Genomic DNA, 26,364 nt, shown 5'->3' on the forward strand with positions numbered 1-26,364 from the left:
CGGTCGGGCCGCTACCGCTGCCCGCTCGCCCGCTCACCCGGCGCCCGGACAGGCACCGGCTCACCCGGCGAGCGCCCCCAGCGCCTCCTCCGTCGCCTTGTCGTCGGGAAGGTAGGCCAGCAGGTGGTGGCCCGGCTCGTCCACGGCGGCGAGCTTGACGTACCGCAGCCGCAGATCACCGGCCACCGGGTGCCGGAAATGGCGTACGGCGGGATGGAACGCCGAGGTCTCCCGGCGGCCGTGCCAGCGGACCGCGTCCGGGTCGGCCAGCAGCTCCTCGGTGATCTCCGCATAGCGGCCGTCCTCCGGATGCCGGGCCGCCTTCGCCCGGAACTGTCCGAGCAGACTCCGCGCCTCCGGCTCCCAACTGGCCAGCAGCGTACGGGCCGGCGGCCAGCGGAACACCAGCCACAGCAGATTGCGCTGCTTGGGTGCCAGCCGCGCCGGGTCGGTGAGCAGTGCCGTGTAGCCCGAGTTCCAGGCCAGCAGATCCCAGTGCGGATCGAGCACCACGGCCGGGTTCGGCGCCAGCGACTCCACGAGCGACAGCAGATTCCGCGACACCCACCCCGGCGGTCGCTCGGCCGGCCCGGCGTGCTCCACGAACGACAGCACATGCGCGGTCTCGTCCGCGTTCAGCCGCAGCGCCCGCGCCACGGACCGCAGCACCTGCTCCGACGTACGGACCCGTCCCTGCTCCAGCCACGCGTACCAGGAACTGCTGACCCCGGCCAGCCCGGCGACTTCCTCGCGCCGCAGCCCTGGGGTACGGCGCCGCCGTGAGCCGGGCAGCCCCACGTCGGCGGGCGCCAGCCGCTCGCGGCGGGAGCGCAGAAACGCGCCCAGTTCGCGGCGCGGGCCACCGGGTTCGCTGCCGCTCACGCCCCCACTCCTCACTGCACCGCCGGCCTGCTCCTGGGGCATCGCACCGTGCCCAGGGTGTGAGCAAGGGTAATCGGCTACGGGGTCACCCCGGTGGGCCGCGGTGATGGGCTGGATCGGCCGGTCCGACAGCACCGCGAGCACGACACAAGGAGCCCCATGGACACCGCCGACTCACCCCGCACCACTCCCGCACCCCCTCCGGCTGCCGCCATCGGCCCGGCCGCCCCGCCGATGCCCGCCGCCTCGCTGCGTCTGCTGCGCGCAGCCGGTTTCGTCAGCAACTTCGACCGCTTCTGCATCACCCCGATGCTGCTGCTCATCGGCAGCCGGCTCGGCGTGCCGCTGACCACGGTGATGCTCGCCGCCAGCGGCTATTTCCTCGCCTACGGGCTGATGCAGCCGGTCTGGGGCCTGGCGAGCGACCGGCTGGGCCGGGTGCGGGTCATGCGGATCTCGCTGACCGGGGCCGCCGTCGCCGCGCTCTGTTCGGTGATCGCGCCCGGCGCGACGGTGCTGATCGTGGCGCGCGTCGCGGCCGGCGCGTTCTTCGCCGCGTCCATCGCCGCATCCATCACGTACGTCGGGGACACCGTGCCCGCCGCGGTCCGCCAGCGCCCCCTCAGCGAGCTGATGACCGCGTTCGCGCTGGGCACCGCCGTGGCCACCGTCGTCGCCGGGGCACTGGCGCACTACATCAGTTGGCGGCTGGTCTTCGCCCTGCCCGGTTTGATCGCCGCCTACCTGGTCGTCGCCCTGCGCCGACTTCCGGAACCGCCGCGCGCGGCACCTGGCGCGCTGCTCGCCCCGTTCAAGGTCGTCCTGAGTTCCCGCTGGCAGTGGTACGTCATGGCCGTCGCGATGCTCGAAGGCGCCGTACTGCTGGGCTTCCTGACCTACATCGCGCCGGCGCTGGAGGCCCAGGGAGCCTCGGCGACGCTGGCCGGTGCGGTGTCCGCGCTGTACGGCGTGGGCTCGATGGCCGCGGCGCAGATGGTCAAGCGGCTGGTCGGGCGCTGGACGCCGGTGCGGCTGATCGTGGTCGGCGGGGCGCAGATGGCGGTGGCGTTCGGCTTCGCTGCGGCCAGCCGGTCCGTGCCCGCGCTGGTGGGGTGCGCTCTGCTGCTCGGTGGTGGCTGGTCGTTCATGCATTCCACGATCCAGTCCTGGGCCACCACGCTGGCTCCGGCCGCCCGCGCCACCGGCGTCGCGATGTTCGGCGTGGCTCTCTACGTCGGCAGCGCCCTGGCCAGTGCCTTCGCCGCCGGGCCCGCGGAACACCACGCTTACCGGGGTATGTTCCTGACGGCCGCGGTCCTCACCGTCCCACTGACCGTGGCCGCCGCTGTGGGCCGCGCCCGTTACCGGAGCTGACCCGCCCGCGTCGTCACCAGTCCGGCGCCCGATCCCTGCGAACAGGCGCTCGGAGTTCGGGAGACCGGCCTGCCGTAAGGATTCCTTGCCGGATTCCGAACCCAGCTACATATTAGGTTCCCTTCTGGGAGCCATTCGAAGTCCTTCTGGAAGAAGGGCCGGGGCGGCAGGGGCGAGTCCGGTGATCGTCCTGGTTCTGCTACAGAGCGACCAGTATCTGTCCCGCCTCTGTCACACTCCCGCTTTCACCCGGCTTCACCGAATCACCGAAAACCCGGGCATTGGTATCCTGGGCCGTTCAAGTTAGGCCGAACGGGGGACATAGCCTGTGACGAATGATCCGGTGTCACCGGACAATCTGTCCACGCTGGTGAGGGGCTGGCGCAGACGCCTCACCCGGGATCAGGTCCCGGAGTTGAGGAGGAGTCGTCAGACCAGGTCAAGGATGGTCAGCCAGGAGGAAATGGCTCAGCTGACCGGTGTCAGCAGCGTCTGGTACGGGAAGTTCGAACGAGGCGGAGCGGCACAATATTCGGAGGATTTCCTGAACCGTGTCTCCTGCGCCCTGAGACTCGACGAGGCCGAACGAAAGCTGCTGTTCCTGCACGCGGTCGGCTGGGAGCCGACGAGCCCCGCGAATTGCCGGGACGCCGGTATCGCCGACGGAGTACGGCGACTTCTGGAACTCCAGCCCTGGCCCGCCTACGCATCCGACACGGCATGGGACGTCATTTACCACAACCGGGCCTTCAGTGAATGGTTCCCGTTCGGGGTCGCCGAGCAGAACATCGCCAAGGAGGTGTTCGCTCCCGACACCGGCAGACGAATTCGCTTCCACAACTGGGAGCAGGACTGGGCCGGGCCGATGCTGGCCCAGATGCGGATGGCGCAGGCCCGACACCCGGAGAACACCCGTCTGAACACGGTCGTCGAAGAGATCCTCGACACCAGCGAATGCGCCCGCCGGCTGTGGCGCCAGCATCGGGTCGCCGAGCACGCGGACGGGAACCGGCGCGATCTGTTCCGGGTGGACCAGGAGACACCGACGACCATCGAGATCGTCATGACCTCCCCGCTGGGCAACGGAGATCTGCGGCTGGTCTCGCTCATCCCGGTGCGGCCGGACGAGGGCTCCAGGTAGCGGCGGGCAAGGACCGGCGTTGCCCCGCAGGGGGCCGGGGCAACGCCGGTCGACGGGGCGGCCGTTCCCGGTTCACCAGGAGGGGGTCCGCGGGAGCGGCCCGCCGTGCCAGTGTTCGATCATCATCCGGGCGATCGACACACCGGAGGGCAGCGCCACCACTCCCTCGGTCATCGCCTCCCGCAGCTCGGCCCGGGAGAACCAGCGCGCCTGGGCGATCTCCTCGCCGTCCACCGTGATCGCCGGATCCGTGGTCCGTCCGAAGAAACCGATCATCAAGCTCGCGGGGAAGGGCCACGCCTGGCTCCCGGCGTACTCGACCGACTCCGCCCGGACGCCCACCTCCTCGACCAGCTCCCGGCGGACCGCCTGCTCCAGGGACTCACCGGGATCCACGAACCCCGCGAGCACGGACCAACGGCCCTCGTCCCACGCCGCGTTCCGGGCCAGCAGGCAGCGGTCCTCACCATCGGTGACCAGCATGATCACCGCCGGGTCCGTACGCGGGAAGTGTTCCGTCCCGCAGGAGGGACAGCGCCTCATGTGCCCGCCGAAGGCGATGTCGGTGGAGTGTGCGCAACGGGGGCAGAACGGGTGGGTCCGGTGCCAGGCGTCCAGGGCCACGGCGTGCACCAGCAGCCCGACGTCCCCGGCGGCCAGGAGCGTCCCGAGCTCGCGGAGTCCGCCCTCGCGGACGCCCGGAGCCCGGTAGGGCTCCAGGCCGGGCACCGAGACGGCGAAGTAGTCCACCCCCGCGGTGTCCGAGCCGAGGAAGTACCGCATGCCGTCGGGTGCCGCCGAGGCCGGCAGCAGGACGATCTCGGCCTGCCCGGTTCCGTCCTCGGCCACCAGGGTGCGGTCCTCGGCCACCAGGACCACCCGGGTGCCCTCCCGGAGCCAGGCCGCACTCAGCCAGGCCTCGTCCGTCCGGTGCTCCCCGGCACGGTCCACCGTGGCCCGGGACAGCGCCGGCTCCGGCATCCCGGCGGCGCCCGCGGTCCGCACTACGCCTCGGTCCCCGAGGCGAGTATCGCCACCGTGAGCTCGGCCACCCGCGCCGCCGAGGCGGGGTTCTGACCGGTCACCAGACGGGCGTCCGCCACCGTGTTCTCGGCCCACATCGGACCGGTGCGGACCGTGGCCCCGCGCTCCGTCAGCCGCGTCTCCAGGAGGAAGGGCACCACCTCGGTCAGCCCCACCGACTCCTCCTCGTCGTTGGTGAAGACCGCGACCTCCTTGCCGTCGACGAGGTGCGTCCCGTCGGAGAGCCGCAGATTCACCAGCGCGGACGGGCCGTGGCAGACCGCCGCCACCACACCACCGTGCTCGTACACCGCCGCCGCGAAGGCGGTCAGGTCGGTGGCATCCGGGAAGTCCCACATCGTCCCGTGCCCGCCGACGAAGTACACGGCGGAGTAGTCCGCGGGATCGAGCCGGTCCGCGGTGGGCGTGTCCGCGAGCTTCGCGGCCACCTCCGGATCGGCGAGGAAGCGGGCCGAGTCCTCGTCGCCGGGTTCGACACCGTCCAGCGGCGACGAACCGCCGCGCACGGAGACGAAGTCGACCTCGTACCCGGCCTTGGTGAAGACCTCGTGCGGGTGCGCCGCCTCGGGCACGTAGAACCCGGTGCCGCGGCCCGTGTCGCCCAGCTCGCCATGGCTGGTGAGGGCGAGAAGGACCTTCAGCGACGACGGGGACGACGGGGACGACGGGGACGACATGGGTGAAGACGAAGTCATGGCCTACCTAGGGGAGGGGGTGGTGGGGGTGCGGTCGGAGCGGCGTGCGCCCCACGGGCCACGCCGTGAAGCCGAAGGGGGCGAGGACGTCTCGGCCCACCGGGAGGCCGGGGACCGCCGCGAGACCGTCGGTCCGGCCGTGGTCCGGGAGGCGGTGGGGCTCCCCGACGGCGTCCGCCGGCCCACGGCACCGGGCCGCACCGACGGTGTCCGCCGTCGGCCGGCGGCGGCATCGGCGCTCTCCGGCAGGGCGTTCGCGGCCAGTGACCGCAGGACGCGGTCCGCGCTGGCCGGGTTCAGCGCCATCGGGATGTCCTGGAGGACCGCCAGCCGCATCAGTGCCTGCACATCGGGGCTGTGCGGGTGCAGTCCCATCGGGTCCCAGAAGAAGATCATCAGATCCACCCGGTGATCGACGATCATCGCGCCGATCTGCTGGTCCCCACCGAGCGGACCGCTGGCCACCCGCTGGACGTCCAGCCCGAACCGCTCCGCCAGCATGGTGCCGGTGGACTCGGTCGCCACCAGCTCGTGCCGGTCGAGCTCGCGGTACTGACGGCCGACCCAGTCGACCATCACATTCTTCATGCCGTCATGCGCGATCAGCGCGATTCGCATGTCACAAACCCCCGTTGGTGAAGTCGGCGCCGTGTCCGCCGCCCGTACCGGGCGGCGGACACGGCCCCGAAAAGTGGTCGCCGTGCTCATCGACCTCTGTCTGCCGCGGCGCGCGCCGCCTAGACCGCGTAGCCGTACGGGTCGGGCCAGTTCGACTCGGCGCCGAGCTTGGCCGCGGCATGCTGCGGCCAGTACGGATTGCGGAGCAGTTCGCGGCCGAGCAGCACGACATCGGCCTTGCCCTCCTCCAGGATCTCCTCGGCCTGCCACGGCTCGGTGATCTTGCCGACGGCGCCGACCAGCATCGAGGTCTCGTTGCGCACCTGCTCCGCCAGCGGAACCTGGTAGCCGGGACCGACCGGGATCCTGGCGTCCGGGGCGATGCCTCCGGTGGACACGTCGAGCAGGTCGATGCCGTGCTCCACCAGTTCCCGGGCCAGCCGCACCGTGTCGTCGCCGGTCCAGCCCTCCCGGTCGTCCCGGGTGTCCTCGCTCAGCCAGTCGGTGGCCGACGTGCGGAAGAACATCGGGAGGTCGTCCGGCCAGACCTCGCCCACCGCGTCCACGACCTCCAGGGCGAGCCGGATGCGGTTCTCGAACGAGCCGCCGTAGCCGTCCGTCCGCTTGTTGCTGTACGGCGAGAGGAACGAGTTGATCAGGAAGCCATGGGCCCCGTGCACTTCGACGGCCTGGAAACCGGCCCGCAGAGCCCGCCTGGCGGCCTGGGCGAAGTCCTTGACGATTCCGGCGATCTCACGTGTCGACAGCTCGTCGGGAGCCGGGTAGTCGCCGAACGGCACCGCGCTCGGGCCCACCGTCTGCCAGCCTCCGTCGGCCGGGAGGACCGGCTTCCCGCCGCGGAAGGGCGCCGCCGTCGAGGCCTTGCGCCCGGCATGGGCCAGCTGGATCGCCGGAACGGTGCCGTGCTCCAGCATCGAGTCGTTGATCTTCCGGAACGCCTCCTGCTGGCGGTCGTTCCACAGCCCGAGGCAGCCGGGAGTGATCCGGCCCTCCGGGTTGACCGCGGTGGCCTCGACCATGATCAGGCCGGCCCCGCCCACCGCGCGGGTGGTCAGGTGCGTGGCGTGCCAGTCGTTGGGTACTCCGAGCTCGGGGCCGCTGGAGGCCGCCGAGTACTGGCACATGGGAGCCATCCACACACGGTTGGGGATGGTCAGATTGCGAAGTCGGATGGGCTCGAAGAGTCTGCTCATGTCTGGCCTCCTTGGAATGGCGCTGGAGCGGCGCTGAACGCGACCTGAAAGTGATCCGGGCCGGGGCTCAATGGCCCATGCCGAGGCCGCCGTCGACGGGAATGACCGCGCCGGTGATGTAGGCGGCTTCCGGTGAGGCGACGAAGCGTACGACCGGGGCGATCTCACCCGGTTCGGCCATCCGCCGCAGCGGGACGTGTCCGCAGATCTCGTCCCTGCGCTCCTTCGAGAGCACGGCCGTCATGTCGGTCGCCACGATGCCCGGCGCCACGATGTTCACGGTGATGCCGCGGCTGCCCAGCTCGCGGGCCAGCGAACGGCCGAAACCGACCAGGCCCGCCTTGGCCGCCGCGTAGTTGCACTGGCCTGCCTCACCCGACATGCCGACCACCGACGAGATCAGCACGATCCGTCCCGACCTGGCCCGCAGCATCCCTCGGCAGGCGCGCTTGACGACCCTGAAGACTCCGCCGAGGTTGGTTTCCAGTACGGCGCCGAAGTCGTCCTCGTCCATCCTCAGCAGCAGCTTGTCCCGGGTGATCCCGGCATTGGCCACCACGACCTCGACCGGTCCGTGTTCCGCCTCGACCTCGGCGAAGGCGCGCTCCACGTCGGCCGCCTTCGTCACATCGCAGCGAACCCCGAAGAGCCCCTCGGGCGGTTCGCCCGAGCGGTACGTGACGGCGACCCGGTCACCGGCCGCGGCGAACTCATGGGCGATCGACAGCCCGATTCCCCGATTCCCGCCGGTGATGAGAACTGAGCGTCCCACACTTTTCTCCCTTGCCTGTCGTACGCGGCCGCCATCCGTCCGGATGGCTCCCCCGCCGCGCCGACAAGACAGACAGTAGAGGAAAAGATCAACAACTCGCACTTTCGAAAGTTCGGGTTGTGAGCGCGATGGTTCATCCGGCTTGCGCGGCCCACAAGTTGACAACCCGTACGGCAGTCTTTTTCACTGGCCACTCGAAGACCGGGGGCGCATGACCGGGCGCGTCGCGGATGACTACACGAACGACCAAAGGAACTGTGCAAGATGAAGTTCTGGCTCGTCGCAGGCGGCGCCGGCTACATAGGCGGACACGTCGTAAAAGCAATGCACGACGCCGGAGAGCACGTGATCGTCGTGGACGATCTCTCCACCGGTGCGAAGTCCAATGTGCCCGACGGAGTTCCCCTCGTCATCGCCGACATTCGCGATGAACAAGCCTTGGACCAGGTTTTCCAGGAATACCGGGTGGAAGGCGTCGTCAACCTGGTCGCCCGGACACAGGTCGGCGAATCCGTCGAACTCCCCTTGGCGCACTACCACCAGAACGTCGAGGGATTCCGCGTTCTGCTGTCCGCGATGAACACCGCCGGGGTGCGGAAGCTGGTGTACTCCTCCAGCGCCTCCGTCTACGGGATGCCCGATGTGGACCTGGTCACCGAGGACACCCCGTGCTCACCGATGAGCCCGTACGGCCAGACCAAGCTGATCGGCGAATGGCTCGGCACGGCGGCCCACCAGGCGCACGGGGTGGACGTGATCAACCTGCGCTACTTCAATGTCGCCGGGGCCGCGGGCCCGGCCATGGCCGACAAGCGCGTGCTGAACCTCGTCCCGATGGTCTTCGAGAAGCTCACCGCGGGTGAGGCACCCCAGATCTTCGGCGACGACTACGCGACCCCGGACGGCACCTGCGTGCGCGACTACATCCATGTGGCCGACATCGCCTCCGCGCACCTGGCCGCCACCCGCTACCTGCGCGGGCACGACGGCGTCGCACACACCTTCAACGTCGGCCGGGGCGAGGGCCTGTCGGTGCGCGAGCTGATCGAGGTCATCACCACCGTGACCGGCTACGGCACCCAGCCGGTCGTGGTCGGCCGCCGCCCGGGAGACCCGGCGAAGGTCGTCGCTGACGCCACTCCGATCGAGCGGCATCTGGGCTGGTCCGCCCGCTACAGCGTGACCGACATGGTCTCCTCCGCCTGGGAAGGCTGGTGCCTGCGCCACCCGGAGGCGCGCAGGACCGCCTGACCGCCCCACGCGCTTCGTCCCCCTGGGCCTTCGGCCCCTGCATGACCCCTCTGACCTGCGGAAACGTGGTTGGAGGGGTCTTCTCTTGCGCGAGGTCTCGTCCATCACGCGCGAAAATCCGGATGGGGGAGCCGAAACTCCGAAGCCGTGTCCGCGCGGCGATCACACCAAAGACCCCTCCGGCCCGCGCGTACGCGATCGGAGGGGCCCTTTCCGGCATACCGGGCGCCGCACGGACGCCGGCGCCTCACTCCCTGTCGTCGCGGTCGGCGGCGTCCTCGTCGGCCTGCTTGGCCTGCACCTCCGGATCAAGCACCGAGCCACTGCCGTCCACCGCGCTCAGCCGGCCCGACTCGGGCACCTCCGTCGCGGCCGGCGGCTCCACCAGCCAGTCGGGGTTCGCCTGCTTGTCCCACCACCTCCAGGCCACGAAGACACCGCCCGCCACCAGACCCAGCAGCGCCAGCACCTTCACGGCACGGCCGCCCCTGGAACGCCGCTCGTTCCTGCGGGCCAGCTTCTGGATCTCCTGCGCCGTGACATGACCGCGCAGTGCCGCCAGCGCGGCGGCACTGCGCTGGGCGGCCTCGTCCGCCACCGGCGCGGCCGCGGCCACCGCCTGCTCGATCCTCGGGCGGGAATACTCGGCCGCCTGCCGGGCCGCCCTACGGGTCAGCTCGGCGGCCTCGTGCGCGGCCAGATCCATCTTCGGCGGCACATGCGCGAGAGCCTGCTCCAGACGTGGGGCGAGCAGGGCGTCGTACTGCTCGCGGGCCTGTTCAGCGGCCTGGGACACCACGGGTGCCAGCCGTACGCGTGCCTCCTGCGCGTAATACGCGGCACGCTCCTTGGCCGTGTCGGCGTAGGGCGCCACCACTTCCGCGGCGTGCAGCACGCTGTCCTTCGCCGAGCCGGTCGCGGCGCGCACGCTGTCGATGCGGGTCACGGGTTCCTCCTCCTCGGTGGCGTACGGTAATTCGACTATCCACCCTTTTACGGATCATGCCTGCCAACAGCCTCCGCGGCATGCGAGAGCGGGCATATGGGTGCAATCAGAGCTTCCTGATGACACTGCCACGAATCACCGCCGCGCGCCCCCTCACGGAGGAACTCACTCCTGCCGGGCGCCGCCCACCCCGGGCCGTGCGAGGATCTGGGGGCACACGAGGACAACGGAAGGCGGAACGTGGCCGAGCAGCTCCACGCCACCCTGAAGACCAACCGGGGCGACATCGACATCCGGCTGTTCCCGAACCACGCGCCCAAGACGGTCAGAAACTTCGTCGAACTCGCCCAGGGCGAGCGCGAGTGGACACACCCGGGCACCGGCGTGGTGAGCACGGACAAGCTCTACGACGGCACGGTCTTCCACCGGGTCATCAGCGGCTTCATGATCCAGGGCGGCGACCCGCTCGGCAACGGCATCGGCGGCCCCGGCTACGAGTTCGCCGACGAGTTCCACCCCGACCTGTCCTTCAACCGGCCGTACCTGCTCGCCATGGCCAACGCCGGCCCGGGCACCAACGGCTCGCAGTTCTTCATCACCGTCTCCCCGACGGTCCACCTGAACCGCAAGCACACCATCTTCGGCGAGGTCACCGACCCGGCCAGCCAGAAGGTCGTGGACACCATCGCCGCCGAGCCCACCACGCTCCCGAACAACCGACCGGTCAACGACGTCGTCATCGACACGATCGTCGTCGAAAAGCGCCAGGGCTGAAGCCCCGCCGAGCCCCGGAATCCTCCCCAGGGAACCAAACGCCCCGCTCGTCCGTAGGGAAGAGCGGGGCCGGGTACTGCCCGGGGACAGCCCACGACCAGCAAGGGGATCTCATGGACCAGGCCGCAGGCAGCGCGCGGGACGCCGCGAGCCTGCCCGTGTGCTACCGGCACCCGGACCGCGAGACCGGTGTGCGCTGCACCCGCTGCGAGCGCCCCATCTGCCCCGAGTGCATGGTGAGCGCCTCGGTCGGCTTCCAGTGCCCCGAGTGCGTGAGCGGCGGCTCCGGCACGGGCCACCCCCCGGCCGCCTCCCGCCCGCGAACGGTCGCGGGCGGCACGGTGGCGGCGGACCCCCGCCTGTTGACCAAGATCCTCATCGGGATCAACCTGGCCGTCTTCCTGCTGCAGCTGTCCCTGGGCGACCGCTTCACCAACCGCTTCGAGCTCATCGGCCACGCCTACACCTACTACCTCCCCGGGGTACAGGGCATCGCCGAGGGCCAGTACTACCGCCTGCTGACCGCGATGTTCCTGCACGGCGGCTACACCCACATCGCGTTCAACATGCTCAGCCTGTGGTGGATCGGCGGCCCCCTGGAAGCCGCCCTCGGCCGCGCCCGCTATCTCACCCTGTACTTCGTCTCCGGCCTGGCCGGCAGCGCGTTCACCTACCTGATCGCCGCGCCCAACCAGCCCTCGCTCGGCGCGTCGGGAGCGATCTTCGGCCTCTTCGGCGCCACCGCCGTCCTGATGCGCCGGCTCAACTACGACATGCGGCCGATCATCGCCCTGCTGGTGATCAACCTGATCATCACCTTCAGCGGGATGAACATCGCCTGGGAAGCCCACGTCGGCGGCCTCGTCGCGGGTGTCGTCACCGGCTATGCCATGGTCCACGCCCCGCGCCGCAACCGGGCGCTGATCCAGTACGGCACCTGTGCGCTCGTCCTGGCCGTGGTGGTGGTCCTGACGCTGGTCAGAACCGCTCAGCTCACCTGATACCGAACCGTTGTCCACAGCGTGTGCCGGATCTTGTGCACGCTGTGCCGGTACAGCTGTGCCCCCTGCCGCTCGGATGTGTTTCCGCAGGTCGGGCAGGGGGCGAACGGGTGTATGGGTGCCGGTAGGGCAGTCACACCGGCGTCAACGGCCGATGAGTTATCCACAGATCGTAGTCTTTTCCCCAGGGGGGTGTGGACGACGTACCGAGGCTGTGGATAACTCAGCGAACAGCCCTGGGCAGAGCTACTGCGCCGGTGGCTACTTCCACTGCGTGGAGACACCGAACCCGGCGGCGATGAAGCCGAAGCCGACCACGATGTTCCAGTTGTCCAGGCTGTCGATCGGCAGCGAGCCGTTGCTCACATAAAAGACGACGATCCAGGCCAGACCGATGAGGAACATGGCCAGCATGACGGGCGCGACCCAGGCGCGGTTGGTCAGCTTGATGGCCTGCGCCTGCTTCGCGGGCGGCGGCGTGTAGTCGGCCTTCTTGCGGATACGTGACTTCGGCACGAGGGTCTCTCCTGTCGATGCGCTGCGTGGCCGCGCAGGTAACTGGGTCGGTCCGGGGCAGCGTACAAGGGGACACTGAGTGCTCCCCCGGGCGTCCGTTAGCGTAGTGCTTCCGCGGCGCCGAAGGAGATAAGGGTACGTTGAGCAATTCTGCCGACTCCCCCGGGACGGGATCAACGGGTCCCGGCCCCGCGCGTGGGCTCCGCTTCCCTCCGGTGCGGATCCTCACGGCGGCCGTCTTCGCCCTGGCGGGGCTCATCTTCTTCACCAGCTTCGACACGGCCAAGGGCACCGACATCCGCAAGGACTCCTCCCTGCTGAAGCTGTCCGACCTGATCCAGGAGCGCAGCCGGAAGAACAAAGGGCTGGACGAGTCCGACGCCGCCCTGCGCGACAGCGTGGAATCGCTCGCGGAGAGCGACGACAGCAGGACCAAGGCCCAGGACGAGAAGCTCACCCGTCTGGAGAAGAGCGCGGGCACCCGCAAGCTCACCGGCAAGGCGATCACCGTCACCCTCAACGACGCCCCGCCGAACGCCACCGCCAAGCTCCCCGGCTACCCGGAGCCGCAGCCCGACTACCTGGTCATCCACCAGCAGGACCTGCAGGCCGTGGTGAACGCCCTGTGGCAGGGCGGCGCCCAGGGCATCAAGGTCATGGACCAGCGGCTGATCTCCACCAGCGCCGTCCGCTGCGTCGGCAACACCCTGATCCTCCAGGGCCGTGTCTACTCGCCTCCGTACAAGATCACCGCGGTGGGGGACCCCGGGAAGCTCCAGGAGGCGCTCGCCGCGAGCAAGGCGATCCAGACCTACATGGTGTACGTCAACGTCTACGGCCTCGGCTGGAAAGTCACCGAGGACGGAGCGGTGACTCTGCCGGGCTACTCGGGCACAGTGGATCTGCACTACGCGAAGCCCGTGCAGTAGCCGTCCGCTCAGGAGCCGCCGGTGCGCGTGATCGTCAGGACCGTCAGCGAACTGTGCATCACCGTCGGCACCCTGATCGTGCTCTTCGTCGCCTACGTGCTGTTCTGGACCGGCGTGCGGGCCGATTCGGTCATGAGCGACCAGATCGACCAGCTGCACCGGCAGTGGTCGAAGGGGAGCGCGCACCCCTCGGCGGGGGCCGGCGGCGCCTCGGCGGGTGGGCCGGGGCCGGTCGCGTACCACTACGGCAGGGCCTTCGCGATCATGTACATCCCGCGGCTCGGTTTCACGTGGAACAAGCCCGTGCTGGAGGGCACCGGCACGGACGTGCTGCGGAAGGGCCTCGCCCACTACGCCGGGACGGCCCGCCTCGGCCAGGAGGGCAATTTCGCGGTCGCCGGCCACCGGCGCACCTACGGCGACCCCTTCAAGGACTTCCCCCGGCTGCGGCGGGGCGACGCTGTGGTGCTCACGGACGGGACCACCTGGTTCACGTATCGGATCGACAAAGGGCCCTACAAAACCGTTCCGACCGACGTTGAGGTGATCGACCCTGTGCCACGTACGTCGGGGTACACGCGCCCGGGGCGGTATCTGACGCTGACCACGTGCGATCCGGAATGGGGGCACAGCCACCGGCTGATCGTCTGGGCGCACTTGGACTCCACACAGCCTGTGGAGTCAGGAGAACCGGAGGCTCTGCGCCGTTAGTCTGGTGCTGTACGGCGTGAGTCAGGTGCCGTGGGGATACGGAAGGAACGGCATGTACGGCTGGATCTGGCGGCATCTGCCGGGCAACGCGTGGATGAAGGCAGTCATCTCACTCGTCTTGATCCTGGCCGTGGTCTACATGCTGTTCCAGTACGTCTTTCCCTGGGCCGAGCCGCTGCTGCCCTTCAACGATGTGACGGTGGACAACCAGTGAGTGCGCGGATTCTCGTCGTCGACAACTACGACAGCTTCGTCTTCAACCTCGTGCAGTACCTGTACCAGCTGGGTGCCGAGTGCGAGGTGCTGCGCAACGACGAGGTGTCGACTGCTCACGCCCAGGACGGTTTCGACGGTGTGCTGCTGTCGCCCGGGCCGGGGACGCCGGAGGAGGCGGGCGTGTGCGTGGACATGGTCCGACACTGTGCCTCGACCGGGGTGCCGGTCTTCGGGGTCTGCCTCGGGATGCAGTCGATGCAGGTGGCGTACGGCGGTGTGGTCGACCGGGCGCCCGAGCTGCTGCACGGCAAGACCTCCTTGGTGGAGCACGAGGGCAGGGGCGTCTTCGCCGGGCTGCCCTCCCCGTTCACGGCGACCCGCTACCACTCGCTGGCCGCCGAGCCGGCCACCGTTCCGGCGGAGCTGGAGGTCACGGCCCGTACGCACGACGGCATCATCATGGGCCTGCGCCACCGTGAACTCCCGGTCGAGGGCGTGCAGTTCCATCCCGAGTCGGTGCTGACCGAGCACGGGCACCGGATGCTGGCCAACTGGCTGGTGCAGTGCGGCGACCAGGGTGCCGTGGCGAGGTCGGCGGGGCTCGCCCCGGTGGTGGGCAGGGCCACGGCGTGACCGCGCTGCGCCCCGAGCGCGAGGACTTGTACGGCGACAGTCCGTACGAGTCCTACGGCCCTGCGCCGTACGCGAGCGCGGGCGATCCCCCCACGGCGCCGATGCCGACGATGGGGGCGGCGGGGCCGGTGGGGCCGGTGGACGAGCAGGCGACCGCGCTGCTGTCCCCGGTGGACGAGGAAACGATGGCGCTGCGGATCCCCGATCCGCTGCTGGGCCCGGAGAGCGAGCCCATACGCGCTTCTGGGGCCTCTTCGGCCTCTTCCGTCAATAGACCTCCGCCGGGCGGCCGTGCGGCCCGCAGAAAGGCCGCCAAGCGGCGTGGTGGCCGTCATGGCGGCGGCCGGGAGTCGGCGGGTCCGCCGAGTCCCTCGGCGGAGTCCGAGCCGCGGCGGCCGCTCTCCCGTGTCGAGGCCCGGCGGCAGGCGCGGCAGCGCAAGCCGAGTCCGGGCGTCCTCGCGAGCCGGGCGATCGGCGAGGTGTTCATCACCACCGGTGTGCTGATGCTGCTGTTCGTCACCTATCAGCTGTGGTGGACGAACGTCCGCGCGCATGCGCAGGCGGGCAAGGAGACACACCAGCTGCAGGACGACTGGGCGAACGGCAAGCGGGCGCCGGGGGTGTTCGAGCCGGGGCAGGGCTTCGCCATCCTGCACATCCCCACGCTGGACGTGGTGGCGCCGATAGCGGAGGGCGTCAGCAACAAGCAGGTGCTCGACAAGGGCATGGTCGGGCACTACGGCGAGGGCGCGCTGAAGACGGCGATGCCGAGCGCCAAGACGGGAAATTTCGGGCTGGCCGCCCACCGCAACACGCACGGCGAGCCGTTCCGGTACATCAACAAGCTCAAGCCCGGCGACGCGGTCGTGGTCGAGACACAGGACACGTACTTCGTGTACAAGGTGACCTCGACGCTGCCGGTGACCTCGCCGGCCAACACCAGCGTGCTCGACCCGATTCCCCGGGGCTCGGGGTTCACCGAGCCGGGCCGCTACATCACCCTCACCACCTGTACGCCGGAGTTCACCAGCAAGTACCGGTTGATCGTGTGGGGCAAGATGGTCGAGGAACGCCCGCGCGACAAGGGCAAACCGGACGCGCTCATCGAGTAGGGGCTAAGAAACAGTGGCAGCGACCGCCGACGACACCGAAGAGCACACGGACGCGTCCGGCGCGGGGCCCGGCCCGCGCCGGCGCCCCGGCAGGATCGCGATGGCGATCAGTGTCTTCGGTGAAATCCTGATCACGGTGGGCCTGTTGCTCGCCCTGTTCGTCGTCTACTCCCTGTGGTGGACGAACGTCATAGCGGACCGCAAGGCACACAGGGAGGCCGACCGGGTCCGCGAGCACTGGGCCCACGCCACCGATTCGGGTCCCGGCGCGCTGGACACCAAGGACGGCATCGGCTTCCTGCATGTGCCGGCGATGAAGAACGGCGAGGTCCTGGTGGAGAAGGGCACGGGCACGGATGTCCTGAACGACGGCGTGGCCGGCTACTACACGGACCCGGTCAAGGCGACCCTGCCGCTCACCGGCAAGGACGGCAACTTCGCTCTCGCCGCCCACCGCGACGGCCATGGCGCGAAGTTCCACAACATCGACAAGGTGAAGACTGGCGACCCGATCGTCTTCGAGACGAAGGACGACTGGTACGTCTACAAGGTGTACTCGATCCTCCCCGAGACGTCGAAGTACAACGTCAAGGTGTTGACGTCGGTCCCCAAGGAGTCCGGCAAGAAGAAGCCGGGCCACTACATCACCCTGACGACCTGCACGCCGGTGTTCACGAGCGAGTACCGGTACGTGGTGTGGGGCGAACTGGTCCGCGTGGAGAAGGTGGACAGCAAGCGGACGCTGCCCGAGGAACTGCGTGGCTGACCCAGGCTCTTCGCACACGAGTGGGCCCCTGCCGGGAAGTCCCGGCAGGGGCCCACTCACAGGGTGCGGGCGTCAGCCGAAGGTGCCACCGAAGAGGGTGCCGCCGTTGTTGTTGCCGCCGTTGTTCCCGTTCCCGCCGACGGTGATCAGGTCGACCGCCGAACCCGGCTGGACCGTGTTGCCCTGCCCCGGGTTCGAGCCCGCGACGATGGCGTTGTCGTCCTGCGAGCCGGTGATGTTGCCGACCTGCAGGCCGGCCTGCTGCAGCATGGTCTTGGCGTCCTTGAGCTTCTGCCCCTGGATGTTCGGGACCTGGACCGGGGCGTTGGTCTGCGCCTTGCCGACGTTGATCGCCACGTTGGTGTTCTTGCCGACCTGCTGACCCGCCTGCGGGTTGGTCGAGATGACCTTGCCGTCCTGGGTGGGGTCGTTCGTCGGTGTGTCGACGCAGTTCGGCGTCAGGCCCAGCTGCGTCAGCTCGGCCTTGGCGTCGTCGCAGGACTTGCCGACGAGGTCGCTGGGGACCGTGACCTTCTCCTCGGCCTTGGCGACCGTGAGGGTGATCGTGGTGCCCTTCTGCTTCTCCGTGCCGCCCGGAGGGTCCTGCTCGGTGACGATACCCGGGGGCTGGGTGGACACCACGGTCTTCTTGTCGACCGTGAAGCCCTTGTCCTCCAGCTGGGACTCGGCCTTGTCGAACTGGATGCCACGGACGTCCGGCACGAGGACCTTGGGGGCGCCCGTCGACACCACCAGGTTGATCGTGTCGCCCTTCTTGACGTCCGATCCCGGCTTGGGGTCCTGGGAGCAGACGTTGCCCTTGGGCTGGTTCGCGCAGGGCTTGCGTGTGGGATCCCCCAGTTTCAGGCCCCGGTTGCCGGCCATCTTCTGGGCGGTGGCGTAGGTGTTGCCGATGAAGTTCGGCGCCCCGAACGTGCTGTCCGTGTTCTTCTCGCTGAAGACCCACTTCCCGATCAGGATCGCGCCGACCAGCACCAGGACGCCGGCGACGACGAGGAGGATCGTGGAGGTGTTGTTCTTCTTCTGCCGGCTGCGCCGGTCGGGGCGGTCGTCGTAGCCGTAGCCGCCGTCGTCCGGGTTCATCGGCGGGAGCATGGTGGTCGCTCCCGCGCCGGCGTCCGGACGCAGTGCCGTCGTCGGCTGGTCGTCGGGGTAGCCGCCGCCGTAGCCCACGGCGCCCATCGCGGCCGTCGCGGCGACCGGCTGGCCGTCGAGGCAGGCCTCGATGTCGGCGCGCATCTCGTCGGCCGACTGGTAGCGATAGTTCGGGTCCTTGACCAGCGCCTTCAGGACGATGGCGTCCATCTCGGGAGTGATCTCGGGGTCGAAGACGCTGGGCGCCTGCGGTTCCTCGCGCACATGCTGGTAGGCCACGGCGACCGGGGAGTCGCCGACGAACGGCGGCCGTACGGTCAGCAGCTCGTAGAGGAGACAGCCCGTCGAATACAGGTCCGAGCGGGCGTCGACCTGCTCGCCCTTCGCCTGCTCCGGGGAGAGGTACTGGGCCGTACCGATCACCGCGGCGGTCTGCGTCATGGTCATGTTGGAGTCGCCCATCGCACGGGCGATACCGAAGTCCATCACCTTGACCTGACCATTGCGGGTCAGCATGACGTTCGCCGGCTTGATGTCGCGGTGGACGATGCCGCTGCGGTGGGCGTACTCCAGGCCCTGGAGGATGCCGATGGTCATCTCCATCGCGCGCTCGGGCAGGAGCTTGCGGCCGGAGTGAAGAAGCTCACGGAGCGTGGAGCCGTCGACGTACTCCATCACGATGTACGGGATCGAGACCCCGTCGATGTAGTCCTCGCCCGTGTCGTAGACCGCGACGATCGCGGGATGGTTGAGCGAGGCGGCCGACTGGGCCTCCCGGCGGAACCGGGCCTGGAAGGACGGATCACGCGCGAGGTCCGCGCGCAGCGTCTTCACAGCCACGGTGCGGCCGAGGCGGGTGTCATGCGCGAGGTAGACCTCCGCCATGCCACCACGGCCGAGCACCTGGCCCAGCTCGTACCGGCCGCCGAGGCGACGCGGCTCTTCCATAGCTACCTACCAGCCCTCTCCGTCGGTCCCGGCCGCCGCGTGTGTGCGGCCGGAGGCTGCCGTCCGGGCCTACCGTACCCGGCTCGCTGTGTGTGACCTGGCCAAGCCCGTAACCCGATACAGGACCGGTATCGCAACGTGCAGCGATGTGAAGGGGACGTGTGCAGGGTCACTTCTTGGAGTTGATGACTGCCTCCATGACGCTCTTCGCGATCGGCGCGGCCAGGCCGCCACCGGAGATGTCGTCGCGGTTCGCGCCCTCGTCCTCGATCACCACGGCCACGGCGACCGGCGAGCTGCCGTCGCCGAGCTTGGCGTAGGAGATGAACCACGCGTACGGGTTCGCGCTGTTCGCCACACCGTGCTGGGCGGTACCGGTCTTGCCGCCGACGGTGACACCGCCGCCGATCTGCGCCTTCTGCCCGGTGCCGCTCTTGACGACGGTCTCCATCATCGACTGGAGGATCTGCGCGTTCGTCGGCGACAGCGGACGGCTCAGCTCCTTCGGCTCGGTCTTGGCGACCGGGTCGACGTTGGAGGACTGCAGTTCGTCGACCATGTACGGCTTCATCAGCTTGCCGTCGTTGGCGACGGCCGAGGCGACCATGGCCATCTGCAGCGGGGTGGCCGCGGTGTTGTACTGGCCGATGGAGGACAGGGCGGTCTGCGACGGATTCATGTTGTCGGAGAAGACCGAGGCGTTCGAGCGGACCGGGGTGAACTGCTCGGCGTCGAAGCCGAACTTCTTCGCCTCGTCCAGCATCTTGTCGTTGCCGAGGTCGGCCCCGATCTTGCCGAAGACGGAGTTGCAGGACACGCGCAGCGCCTCGCGCAGGGTCGCGTTCTTGCAGGGGATGTTCCCCTCGTTCTTCAGCGGGGTCGTGGTGCCCTTCATGATGTAGGGCAGGGGCGAGTCGGTGTTCTCGTCCGCCGACTTGTACAGCCCGTTCTCCAGCGCGGCCGCGGCCGTGACCACCTTGAAGGTGGAGCCCGGCGGGTAGGTCTCGCGCAGCGCCCGGTTCAGCATCGGGTCGGCCGGGTTGTTCTTCTTCTGCAGCGCGTTCCAGGCCTTGGCGTCCGTGGAGGTGGAGTTGCCCGCGAAGGACGAGGGGTCGTACGACGGGAACGAGGCCAGCGCGAGGATCTTGCCGGTGGACGGTTCGAGGGCCACCACGGCGCCCTTGCCGCCGCGTTCCTTGAGGCCGTCGAACGCCGCCTTCTGCGCGGCCGCGTTCAGCGTGGTGACGACGTTGCCGCCCTGCTTCTGCTTGCCCGTGATCATGTCGAGGGTGTTGCGGAAGAAGAGCCGGTCGTCGTTGCCGGTGAGGATGCCGTCGTTGATCTTCTCCAGCTGGCTGCTGTCGAAGGCCTGCGAGGAGTAGCCGGTGACCGGGGCCCACATGGGCCCGTTCTTGTACGTGCGCTTGTACTTGAAGTCGCCGTGCTTGGACTCGACGGAACCGGTTATCGAGTTGCCGTCGACGACGATGTCGCCGCGCGGGTTGGCGTAGCGCTCGATGGTGACCCGGCGGTTGGCCGTGTCGGTGCGCAGCTGGTCGGCCTTGACGTACTGGAGCCAGTTGTCACGGATCAGCAGGGCCAGGACGAGCAGTCCGCAGAAGATCGCGATCCGGCGCAGGGGCTTGTTCATGACGGGCGGACCACCTGGGTCATCTCGGCGTCGGGGTTGCCGGCGGGCGTGGGCGCCGGGCGGCGGGCGGTGTCGCTGATGCGGATCAGGATGCCGATCAGTGCCCAGTTGGCCAGCACGGACGAACCGCCGTACGCGACGAACGGCAGCGTCATACCGGTCAGCGGGATGAGGCCCATCACACCGCCGGCGACGACGAAGACCTGGAGGGCGAAGGCGCCGGACAGGCCGATGGCGAGCAGCTTGCCGAACGGGTCGCGGGCGGCGAGGGCGGTGCGTACGCCGCGCTCCACGATCAGGCCGTAGATCAGCAGGATCGCCATGACGCCGGCCAGGCCCAGCTCCTCGCCGAAGGTGGCGAGGACGAAGTCGGAGTTGGCGGCGAACTTGATCAGGTCCGAGTGGCCCTGGCCGAGGCCGGTGCCGAGGGTGCCGCCGGAGCCGAAGGCCCACAGGGCCTGCTGCAGCTGGTCGGAGTGGAGGATGCCGTCGTGGGTCACCACGCGGCTGAGCTTGTACTCGCGCATCGGGTTGAGCCAGGCCTGCACACGGGTCTGGATGTGCGGCTCGAAGCTCGCCACACCGACGGCGCCGACCGCGGACATCAGCAGACCGAAGACGATCCAGCTGGTCCGCTCGGTGGCGACGTACAGCATGATCACGAACATGCCGAAGAACAGCAGTGAGGTTCCGAGGTCGGTCTCGAAGACCAGGATCAGGATCGAGATCGCCCAGACGACCAGAATGGGGCCGAGGTCGCGGCCGCGCGGCAGGTAGAGGCCCATGAAGCGGCGGCTGGCGAGGGCGAGCGCGTCGCGCTTCACCATCAGGTAGCCGGCGAAGAAGACGGCGAGGACGATCTTCGCGAACTCTCCGGGCTGGAGCGTGCCCAGGCCGGGGACCCGGATCCAGATCTTGGCACCGAAGACGTCGGCGCCGAGGCCCGGCACCAGCGGCAGCAGGAGCAGGACCAGGGCGGCGAACATGGAGATGTACGTGTAGCGCTGCAGGACGCGATGGTCCTTCAGGAAGATCAGCACGGCGACGAACATGGCGATGCCCAGCGCGGTGTAGAGCAGCTGGCGGGGCGCGGCCTGTGCGAAGTGGGGCAGCGACTGGAGCAGCTTCGACTGGTCGAGGCGATAGATGATGACGAGCCCGAGCCCGTTGAGCAGGGTGGCCAGCGGCAGCAGCAGCGGGTCGGCGTACGGCGCGAACTTCCGCACGCCGAGGTGGCCGATGCCGGCCATCAGACCGAGGCCCAGGCCGTAGCTCAGCAGCCCCGCGGGCACCTGGTCGCTGATGGCCAGGCCCACGTTGGCGTAGGCGAACACCGGGATGGCCACGGCGAAGATCAGCAGGGCCAGCTCGGTGTTGCGGCGGCTCGGGGCGCCGATCGCACCGATCGTGGACGTGTGGTGCGTCGAATTCGTAGAACTGCTCATCGTGTGACTGGGCCTCTCACGGCTTGCCTACTGCTTGCCGCACTGATCGACGACCTTCTTCTCATCCTCGGAGAGGCTGGGACCGGGGTGAGGAGTGGCGCTCGCGGACGGGGTCGGGGGCTTCGTGGTGGGAGACGACTTGGAGGCCGACGGGTTCGGCGTCGGTGATGCCTTGGACGTGAAAGAGGAGCGGGTGGTTCCCGTGGTCCCTCCGGCCTCGCCCTGGCCCGTCTTGGCGTTCTTCTCGCTCTCGACGGCCGTGCGCTCCGCCTGCTTCCTGCACGCGGAGGCCTGTACGGCCAGTGCCTCGATCTTCGTCTGGGCCTGCTGCAGGCCACCCGCCGCGATCGTGTTCTTGACCTGCTTCTGCTGGTAGGGCGGCAGGTACTTGAGTTCGATCTCGGGGTGGTCCTTCTCCACCTTCGACAGCGACACCCAGGCCAGGTCCTGGCTGATGCCGCGGTACAGCGCGACGTGCTCGTCGCTGGTGCCGACGTAGTACTGCGTCTGCGTCCAGCGGTATCCGCCGTACAGACCGCCGCCGATCACCGCGAGGGCGAGGGCGCCGTACAGCGTTCCCTTCAGCCACCTGCGGCCCTTGCGCGGCTTGACGAAGTCCTCGTCGCCGTAGTCGCCGAAGCTGCCCGCGGGCACATAGCCGGTGTCGCCGGAGCCGGGCGGGCCGAACTCGCCGCCGCCCCGGTGACCGTGGCGGCCGAGGTGGGAGGCGCGGCCCGCCGGGGTCTGCATGATGCCGTTGTCGTGCAGATGGTGCTGGTTCTCGGCGACGGCGCCGACCACGACCGGGGTGTCGGACAGCTGCGCGGCGAGCGTGTCACCGGTGTCCAGGTCGAGGACGTCGGCGACGATGACGGTGATGTTGTCGGGGCCGCCGCCGCGCAGAGCGAGCTGGATCAGCTCCTGCACGGTCTCCTGCGGGCCCTGGTAGCTGGCGAGCGTCTCCTCCATCGTCTGGTGGGAGACGACGACGGACAGGCCGTCGGAACAGATCAGATAGCGGTCGCCGGCGCGGACCTCGCGGATCGACAGGTCGGGCTCGACGTGGTCGCCGCTGCCCAGCGCGCGCATCAGCAGGGAGCGCTGCGGGTGGGTGGCGGCCTCCTCCTCGGTGATCCGGCCCTCGTCGACGAGCCGCTGCACCCAGGTGTGGTCCTGTGTGATCTGCGTGAGCACCCCGTCACGCAGCAGATACGCGCGCGAGTCGCCGACATGCACGAGACCGAGCCGCTGGCCGGTCCACAGCAGGGCGGTGAGGGTCGTCCCCATGCCCTCCAGCTGGGGGTCCTCCTCGACCATGGCGCGCAGCTGGTCGTTGGCACGCTGCACGGCCGTGTCGAGGGAGGTGAGGATGTCGGAGCCGGGCACGTCGTCGTCGAGCGTGACCAGCGTGGAGATGACCTCGGAGGAGGCGACCTCGCCGGCCGCCTGGCCGCCCATGCCGTCGGCGATCGCGAGCAGACGGGGACCGGCGTAACCGGAGTCCTCGTTGCCCTCGCGGATCATGCCCTTGTGCGATCCGGCGGCAAAGCGCAGTGACAGACTCATGCGCACCTCGCCCGTCGGCTCCGAATGCAGCCGGTCGTGTCGAGCCACACTGCCCACCCTCCGGTCGGGAGCGCGCCGGAGACCGGGGTGCGGCCTGCCGCTGCGTGCTCGCTCCGCTCGCTCATTGTCGTACTACTTCCGCAGCTCGATTACGGTCTTGCCGATGCGGATCGGCGCGCCCGGCTGGATCGGCGTGGGAGTCGTCAGCCGGGAACGGTCCAGGTAGGTGCCGTTGGTGGAGCCGAGATCCTCGACGATCCACTGGCCGTCGCGGTCCGGGTAGATCCTGGCATGCCGGCTGGAGGCGTAGTCGTCGTCCAGCACGATCGTGGAGTCGTGCGCCCGGCCCAGAGTGATGGTCTGGCCCTGCAGCGCGACGGTGGTACCGGTCAGTGTGCCTTCGGTCACGACCAGCTTGGTGGGGGCGTTGCGGCCCCGTCGGCCGCCGCCCTGCTGGCCGCGCTGCTGCGGGGGCGCCGACTGTTGCCGGGCCGCCTGCTGCGGGCGCGCGGCTTCCCTACGCGATCCGCGCTGGGTGACACGCGTACCGAACAGGTCGCTCCGGATGACCTGCACGGCCACGATCACGAACAGCCACAGTACGGCCAGGAAACCCAGCCGCATGACCGTGAGGGTCAGCTCTGACATTGCCCCCGCTTCACCCTTCGGCTTGCCGGTAAATGATGGTGGTGCTGCCCACGACGATCCGCGAGCCGTCGCGGAGCGTAGCGCGAGTGGTGTGCTGCCCGTCCACCACGATGCCGTTGGTGGAGCCGAGATCCTGGATCGTCGAAGGCGTCCCGGTCCGGATCTCGCAGTGCCGGCGTGAGACGCCGGGGTCGTCGATCCGCACGTCGGCCTCGGTGCTGCGGCCCAGTACGAGCGTCGGGCGGGAGATCTGGTGGCGGTTGCCGTTGATCTCGATCCAGTGGCGGGTGCGGCCGCCGCTCGCCGGGGCGGCCGCGGGCCGCTGAGCGGCGGGCTGGGGGTAGCCGTGGCCACCGGAGCGGGCGCCGGAGGGCGGCGCCGAGGGCATCGGGGGCGCTCCGGCGGGAGCGGCGGGCGGGTAGCCGTAGCCGCCCGGGGCGCCCTGGCCGGGCCGGCCGGCGGGCGGTGCCGGAGCGGCGCCCTGCTGGTCGGCGGAGGAGGCGAGGGTGCGCGAGCGCACCCGGTACAGGCCGGTGTCGAGGTCGTCCGCCTTCTCCAGGTTGACCTTGATCGGGCCCATGAAGGTGTAGCGCTGCTGCTTGGCGTAGTCGCGCACCATGCCGGCCAGCTCGTCGCCGAGCTGCCCGGAGTAGGGGCTGAGGCGCTCGAAGTCCGGCGCGCTCAGCTCCACGATGAAGTCGTTGGGGACCACGGTCCGGTCCCGGTTCCAGATGGTCGCGTTGTTGTCGCACTCCCGCTGGAGCGCGCCGGCGATCTCCACCGGCTGGACCTCGGACTTGAAGACCTTGGCGAAGGTGCCGTTGACCAGACCTTCGAGACGCTGCTCGAACTTCTTCAGGACTCCCATGGGGCACCTCCTCCGTCGCTGCCGCTGTGTCTTGCCCTGCTCTAGTGCCGTTGTCTTGCCCGGTACTGCTTACTGATCGTATCTACGCGCCCGGCAATCAGCCGGTTCCCCCAGCGGCTCCCCTTCGAACTCTTCCTGGCATGGATCGTAGAGGCGGCCGGAGACCAGTGTCCCGCACCCGGCTGTGGACCCGGTCCGCCTCCTGGGCAGATCCCCGGGACCGGTACGAGGTTGATACGTGACCAGGCATGCGCTGAGACGTACGCGGGTACGAGGGTGCGGCCGGGCGCCGGGAAAGGGATGTGAACCCACCCCGTACGACGTGCTAATGTTCTGGATGTCGGAAGGGGCCAGCCCACAAGGGCCGAAGCCGGAAGACACACCCAATGCGCGGGTGGCGGAATAGGCAGACGCGCTGGATTCAGGTTCCAGTGCCCGCAAGGGCGTGGGGGTTCAACTCCCCCCTCGCGCACAAGAGAAACCGATGAAACGGGTCTCTGCAGGTGACGAAAGTCACCGCAGGGGCCCTTTTCTCGTTGTGTCCGGGTTTGTGAGGGATCCCACAGCCTGGTGAGGACGCAGCCGGCCCCGTCCGTGAGCTATTTCACGGGCGGGGCCAGCGTTTTGCCGCGGGTGATGTCGAGTTGTTACGCGGGGGCCTGCCCGGCTGGGCGGCGGGTGCGAGGTGGCCGGTCGGGGTCCAGGTCTTCGGTTCTCTTGCCTGACGACGGTGGTGGGTACGCCGTGGTGGGCGTTCGCCCCCGGGGGCAGGGTCTCCAGCGACTTCTTGATCTTGCGGCGGTCGGCGTGAGCCGGTTGGAAGGCGAGCGGGGTTCTTACCGAGGGCCAGGGCGGGGAGGACTTCGACGAGGTGGGCGTCGTAGCCGAAGAGGTACTTCCTCGGAGAGGTCTTCTTGCCGGTCCCGGAAGCCTTGGCTTCGCTCTGCTCGGCGGACGACAGGCGCATGGAGTTGGCGACCGGCGCATCGGTGTCCTCGTGGTCGCCTTCGCGTGCGTACCAGCCGGCGTCCGGGGCCGTGGCGAGCTCCGGCCCGTTCGTACGGTGGCCGTGAGAGAGGGTACGGACCGATGTGGCGTCCGCACCCGAGGAGACCTCCGCCAGGTCGTCGACGTCCGCTGCCGCTGTCAGGTTGTTGGCTTCCGTTCGTGAGAGATGCCCGTTGGACGTCGGCGGTGAGGGGTTCATCGCGTCCTCCATCGCGTGGAAGAGCCGGCGGACGGCGGCGCAGGCCGCCTCGAACCCCCTGCCGTCGTCTTCGTACTCGGAGATGGCCCCACCCCAAGGACCCCCGGAAGCACTGTGGACAGTTACCTCATCGACCTCGAGCCGGTGAAGCCGGGCGCGACCTGCTGACGCCGCGACGCCGCGACGCCGCGGAGCCGTCGATCCGTCAGCTTCTGCCGAAGCCTGTTGCGGAACGACCTCACCAGGTCCGTTTCCCCCGCGGCCAGGGCGCCCCCGGCCGATCGGCTGAGGTACGCCGCCAACCGGCGGGTTCTCCGTTC

At 69.3% G+C, this 26,364-nt stretch carries 26 protein-coding genes and 1 tRNA gene; 12 read left to right on the top strand and 15 right to left on the bottom strand.

The genetic code is table 11. The annotated features are described in order from the left end of the window. Positions 1-60: 60 nt before the first annotated feature. A complete protein-coding gene (locus AVL59_RS00155) occupies positions 61-882 on the bottom strand; it encodes a helix-turn-helix domain-containing protein (RefSeq protein ID WP_067299174.1) in 822 nt (273 codons plus the stop codon). Between the two features lie 159 nt (positions 883-1,041). Here AVL59_RS00155 and AVL59_RS00160 point away from each other — a divergent pair, with 159 nt between their 5' ends. Both AVL59_RS00160 and AVL59_RS00165 read left to right on the top strand, forming a co-directional pair. Continuing rightward, on the top strand, positions 1,042-2,256 hold the full coding sequence (locus AVL59_RS00160) for an MFS transporter (protein WP_067299175.1): 1,215 nt from the start codon (positions 1,042-1,044) through the stop codon (positions 2,254-2,256). Positions 2,257-2,626: 370 nt separating this feature from the next. Then, positions 2,627-3,397, top strand: a complete 771-nt coding sequence (locus tag AVL59_RS00165; protein WP_257785118.1) for a helix-turn-helix transcriptional regulator — start codon at positions 2,627-2,629, stop codon at positions 3,395-3,397. Positions 3,398-3,469: 72 nt separating this feature from the next. Here AVL59_RS00165 and nudC read toward each other — a convergent pair whose 3' ends face one another. The 5 genes from nudC to fabG all read right to left on the bottom strand — a co-directional run bounded on the left by nudC (position 3,470) and on the right by fabG (position 7,740). Continuing rightward, positions 3,470-4,402, bottom strand: a complete 933-nt coding sequence (nudC, locus tag AVL59_RS00170) for an NAD(+) diphosphatase (RefSeq protein WP_237281402.1) — start codon at positions 4,400-4,402, stop codon at positions 3,470-3,472. Continuing rightward, positions 4,402-5,118 (bottom strand): type 1 glutamine amidotransferase domain-containing protein, encoded by a 717-nt coding sequence (locus AVL59_RS00175; protein WP_067299177.1) that lies wholly within the window; start codon positions 5,116-5,118, stop codon positions 4,402-4,404. The genes nudC and AVL59_RS00175 overlap by 1 nt, the downstream gene beginning before the upstream one ends. 21 nt (positions 5,119-5,139) lie before the next feature. Beyond that, positions 5,140-5,754: a methylglyoxal synthase gene (locus AVL59_RS50230; protein ID WP_067299178.1), complete on the bottom strand. Its 615-nt coding sequence runs from the start codon at positions 5,752-5,754 to the stop codon at positions 5,140-5,142. A gap of 119 nt (positions 5,755-5,873) precedes the next feature. Beyond that, positions 5,874-6,968, bottom strand: a complete 1,095-nt coding sequence (locus AVL59_RS00185) for an NADH:flavin oxidoreductase/NADH oxidase (protein ID WP_067299179.1) — start codon at positions 6,966-6,968, stop codon at positions 5,874-5,876. A 67-nt stretch (positions 6,969-7,035) separates the two neighbouring features. After that, entirely contained in the window at positions 7,036-7,740 is a 705-nt protein-coding gene (gene fabG / locus AVL59_RS00190) for a 3-oxoacyl-ACP reductase FabG (RefSeq protein ID WP_067299180.1), read from the bottom strand. Between the two features lie 264 nt (positions 7,741-8,004). On the opposite strand from fabG, the gene galE reads away from it, so the two are divergent. Further along, a complete protein-coding gene (galE, locus tag AVL59_RS00195; RefSeq protein ID WP_067299181.1) occupies positions 8,005-8,991 on the top strand; it encodes a UDP-glucose 4-epimerase GalE in 987 nt (328 codons plus the stop codon). A gap of 247 nt (positions 8,992-9,238) precedes the next feature. Here the strand turns inward: galE and AVL59_RS00200 are convergent, their stop codons facing one another. Further along, the gene (locus AVL59_RS00200) at positions 9,239-9,937 is read right to left on the bottom strand and encodes a DUF5324 family protein (RefSeq protein WP_067299182.1); all 699 of its coding nucleotides are present in this window, start codon (positions 9,935-9,937) and stop codon (positions 9,239-9,241) included. Positions 9,938-10,177: 240 nt separating this feature from the next. Here AVL59_RS00200 and AVL59_RS00205 point away from each other — a divergent pair, with 240 nt between their 5' ends. Together AVL59_RS00205 and AVL59_RS00210 are read left to right on the top strand one after the other, a co-directional pair. Continuing rightward, positions 10,178-10,711, top strand: coding sequence for a peptidylprolyl isomerase (locus tag AVL59_RS00205; RefSeq protein ID WP_067299183.1), 534 nt, complete (start codon positions 10,178-10,180; stop codon positions 10,709-10,711). 113 nt (positions 10,712-10,824) lie between these two features. Beyond that, entirely contained in the window at positions 10,825-11,712 is an 888-nt protein-coding gene (locus AVL59_RS00210) for a rhomboid family intramembrane serine protease (protein WP_067299184.1), read from the top strand. 261 nt (positions 11,713-11,973) lie between these two features. Here the strand turns inward: AVL59_RS00210 and crgA are convergent, their stop codons facing one another. Next, positions 11,974-12,228 (bottom strand): cell division protein CrgA, encoded by a 255-nt coding sequence (gene crgA / locus AVL59_RS00215; protein ID WP_067299185.1) that lies wholly within the window; start codon positions 12,226-12,228, stop codon positions 11,974-11,976. Positions 12,229-12,368: 140 nt separating this feature from the next. On the opposite strand from crgA, the gene AVL59_RS00220 reads away from it, so the two are divergent. The 6 genes from AVL59_RS00220 to AVL59_RS00240 are packed head-to-tail and all read left to right on the top strand — an operon-like array spanning position 12,369 to position 16,595. Beyond that, the gene (locus AVL59_RS00220) at positions 12,369-13,157 is read left to right on the top strand and encodes a DUF881 domain-containing protein (RefSeq protein WP_067299186.1); all 789 of its coding nucleotides are present in this window, start codon (positions 12,369-12,371) and stop codon (positions 13,155-13,157) included. 21 nt (positions 13,158-13,178) lie between these two features. Further along, the gene (locus tag AVL59_RS00225) at positions 13,179-13,868 is read left to right on the top strand and encodes a class E sortase (protein ID WP_067299187.1); all 690 of its coding nucleotides are present in this window, start codon (positions 13,179-13,181) and stop codon (positions 13,866-13,868) included. Between the two features lie 52 nt (positions 13,869-13,920). Then, on the top strand, positions 13,921-14,082 hold the full coding sequence (locus AVL59_RS47275; protein ID WP_208870278.1) for a hypothetical protein: 162 nt from the start codon (positions 13,921-13,923) through the stop codon (positions 14,080-14,082). Further along, on the top strand, positions 14,079-14,717 hold the full coding sequence (locus AVL59_RS00230) for an aminodeoxychorismate/anthranilate synthase component II (protein WP_067299188.1): 639 nt from the start codon (positions 14,079-14,081) through the stop codon (positions 14,715-14,717). The genes AVL59_RS47275 and AVL59_RS00230 overlap by 4 nt, the downstream gene beginning before the upstream one ends. Further along, entirely contained in the window at positions 14,714-15,829 is a 1,116-nt protein-coding gene (locus tag AVL59_RS00235) for a class E sortase (protein ID WP_067299189.1), read from the top strand. The genes AVL59_RS00230 and AVL59_RS00235 overlap by 4 nt, the downstream gene beginning before the upstream one ends. A 13-nt stretch (positions 15,830-15,842) precedes the next feature. Next, a complete protein-coding gene (locus tag AVL59_RS00240; protein WP_067299190.1) occupies positions 15,843-16,595 on the top strand; it encodes a class E sortase in 753 nt (250 codons plus the stop codon). 72 nt (positions 16,596-16,667) lie between these two features. On the opposite strand, the gene pknB is transcribed toward AVL59_RS00240, so the two are convergent. From pknB to AVL59_RS00270, 6 genes are all read right to left on the bottom strand, one after another. Further along, positions 16,668-18,659 (bottom strand): Stk1 family PASTA domain-containing Ser/Thr kinase, encoded by a 1,992-nt coding sequence (gene pknB, locus AVL59_RS00245; RefSeq protein WP_067299191.1) that lies wholly within the window; start codon positions 18,657-18,659, stop codon positions 16,668-16,670. Positions 18,660-18,828: 169 nt separating this feature from the next. Then, complete coding sequence (locus AVL59_RS00250; RefSeq protein WP_067299192.1) at positions 18,829-20,310, bottom strand: penicillin-binding transpeptidase domain-containing protein; 1,482 nt, start codon at positions 20,308-20,310, stop codon at positions 18,829-18,831. Beyond that, a complete protein-coding gene (locus tag AVL59_RS00255; RefSeq protein WP_067299193.1) occupies positions 20,307-21,755 on the bottom strand; it encodes an FtsW/RodA/SpoVE family cell cycle protein in 1,449 nt (482 codons plus the stop codon). The genes AVL59_RS00250 and AVL59_RS00255 overlap by 4 nt, the downstream gene beginning before the upstream one ends. Before the next feature lie 27 nt (positions 21,756-21,782). Then, complete coding sequence (locus tag AVL59_RS00260; RefSeq protein ID WP_208870279.1) at positions 21,783-23,321, bottom strand: Stp1/IreP family PP2C-type Ser/Thr phosphatase; 1,539 nt, start codon at positions 23,319-23,321, stop codon at positions 21,783-21,785. A 132-nt stretch (positions 23,322-23,453) separates the two neighbouring features. Next, positions 23,454-23,969, bottom strand: a complete 516-nt coding sequence (locus AVL59_RS00265) for an FHA domain-containing protein FhaB/FipA (protein WP_067299194.1) — start codon at positions 23,967-23,969, stop codon at positions 23,454-23,456. Positions 23,970-23,979: 10 nt separating this feature from the next. Further along, complete coding sequence (locus tag AVL59_RS00270) at positions 23,980-24,837, bottom strand: FhaA domain-containing protein (protein WP_067299195.1); 858 nt, start codon at positions 24,835-24,837, stop codon at positions 23,980-23,982. 388 nt (positions 24,838-25,225) lie between these two features. On the opposite strand from AVL59_RS00270, the gene AVL59_RS00275 reads away from it, so the two are divergent. Further along, a tRNA-Leu gene (locus tag AVL59_RS00275) sits at positions 25,226-25,309 on the top strand. 132 nt (positions 25,310-25,441) lie between these two features. Here the strand turns inward: AVL59_RS00275 and AVL59_RS51930 are convergent. Next, entirely contained in the window at positions 25,442-26,044 is a 603-nt protein-coding gene (locus tag AVL59_RS51930) for a hypothetical protein (protein WP_159399837.1), read from the bottom strand. Positions 26,045-26,364: the final 320 nt, after the last annotated feature.

Origin of the sequence: Streptomyces griseochromogenes (assembly GCF_001542625.1) — a bacterium.
Lineage (GTDB): Bacteria > Actinomycetota > Actinomycetes > Streptomycetales > Streptomycetaceae > Streptomyces > Streptomyces griseochromogenes.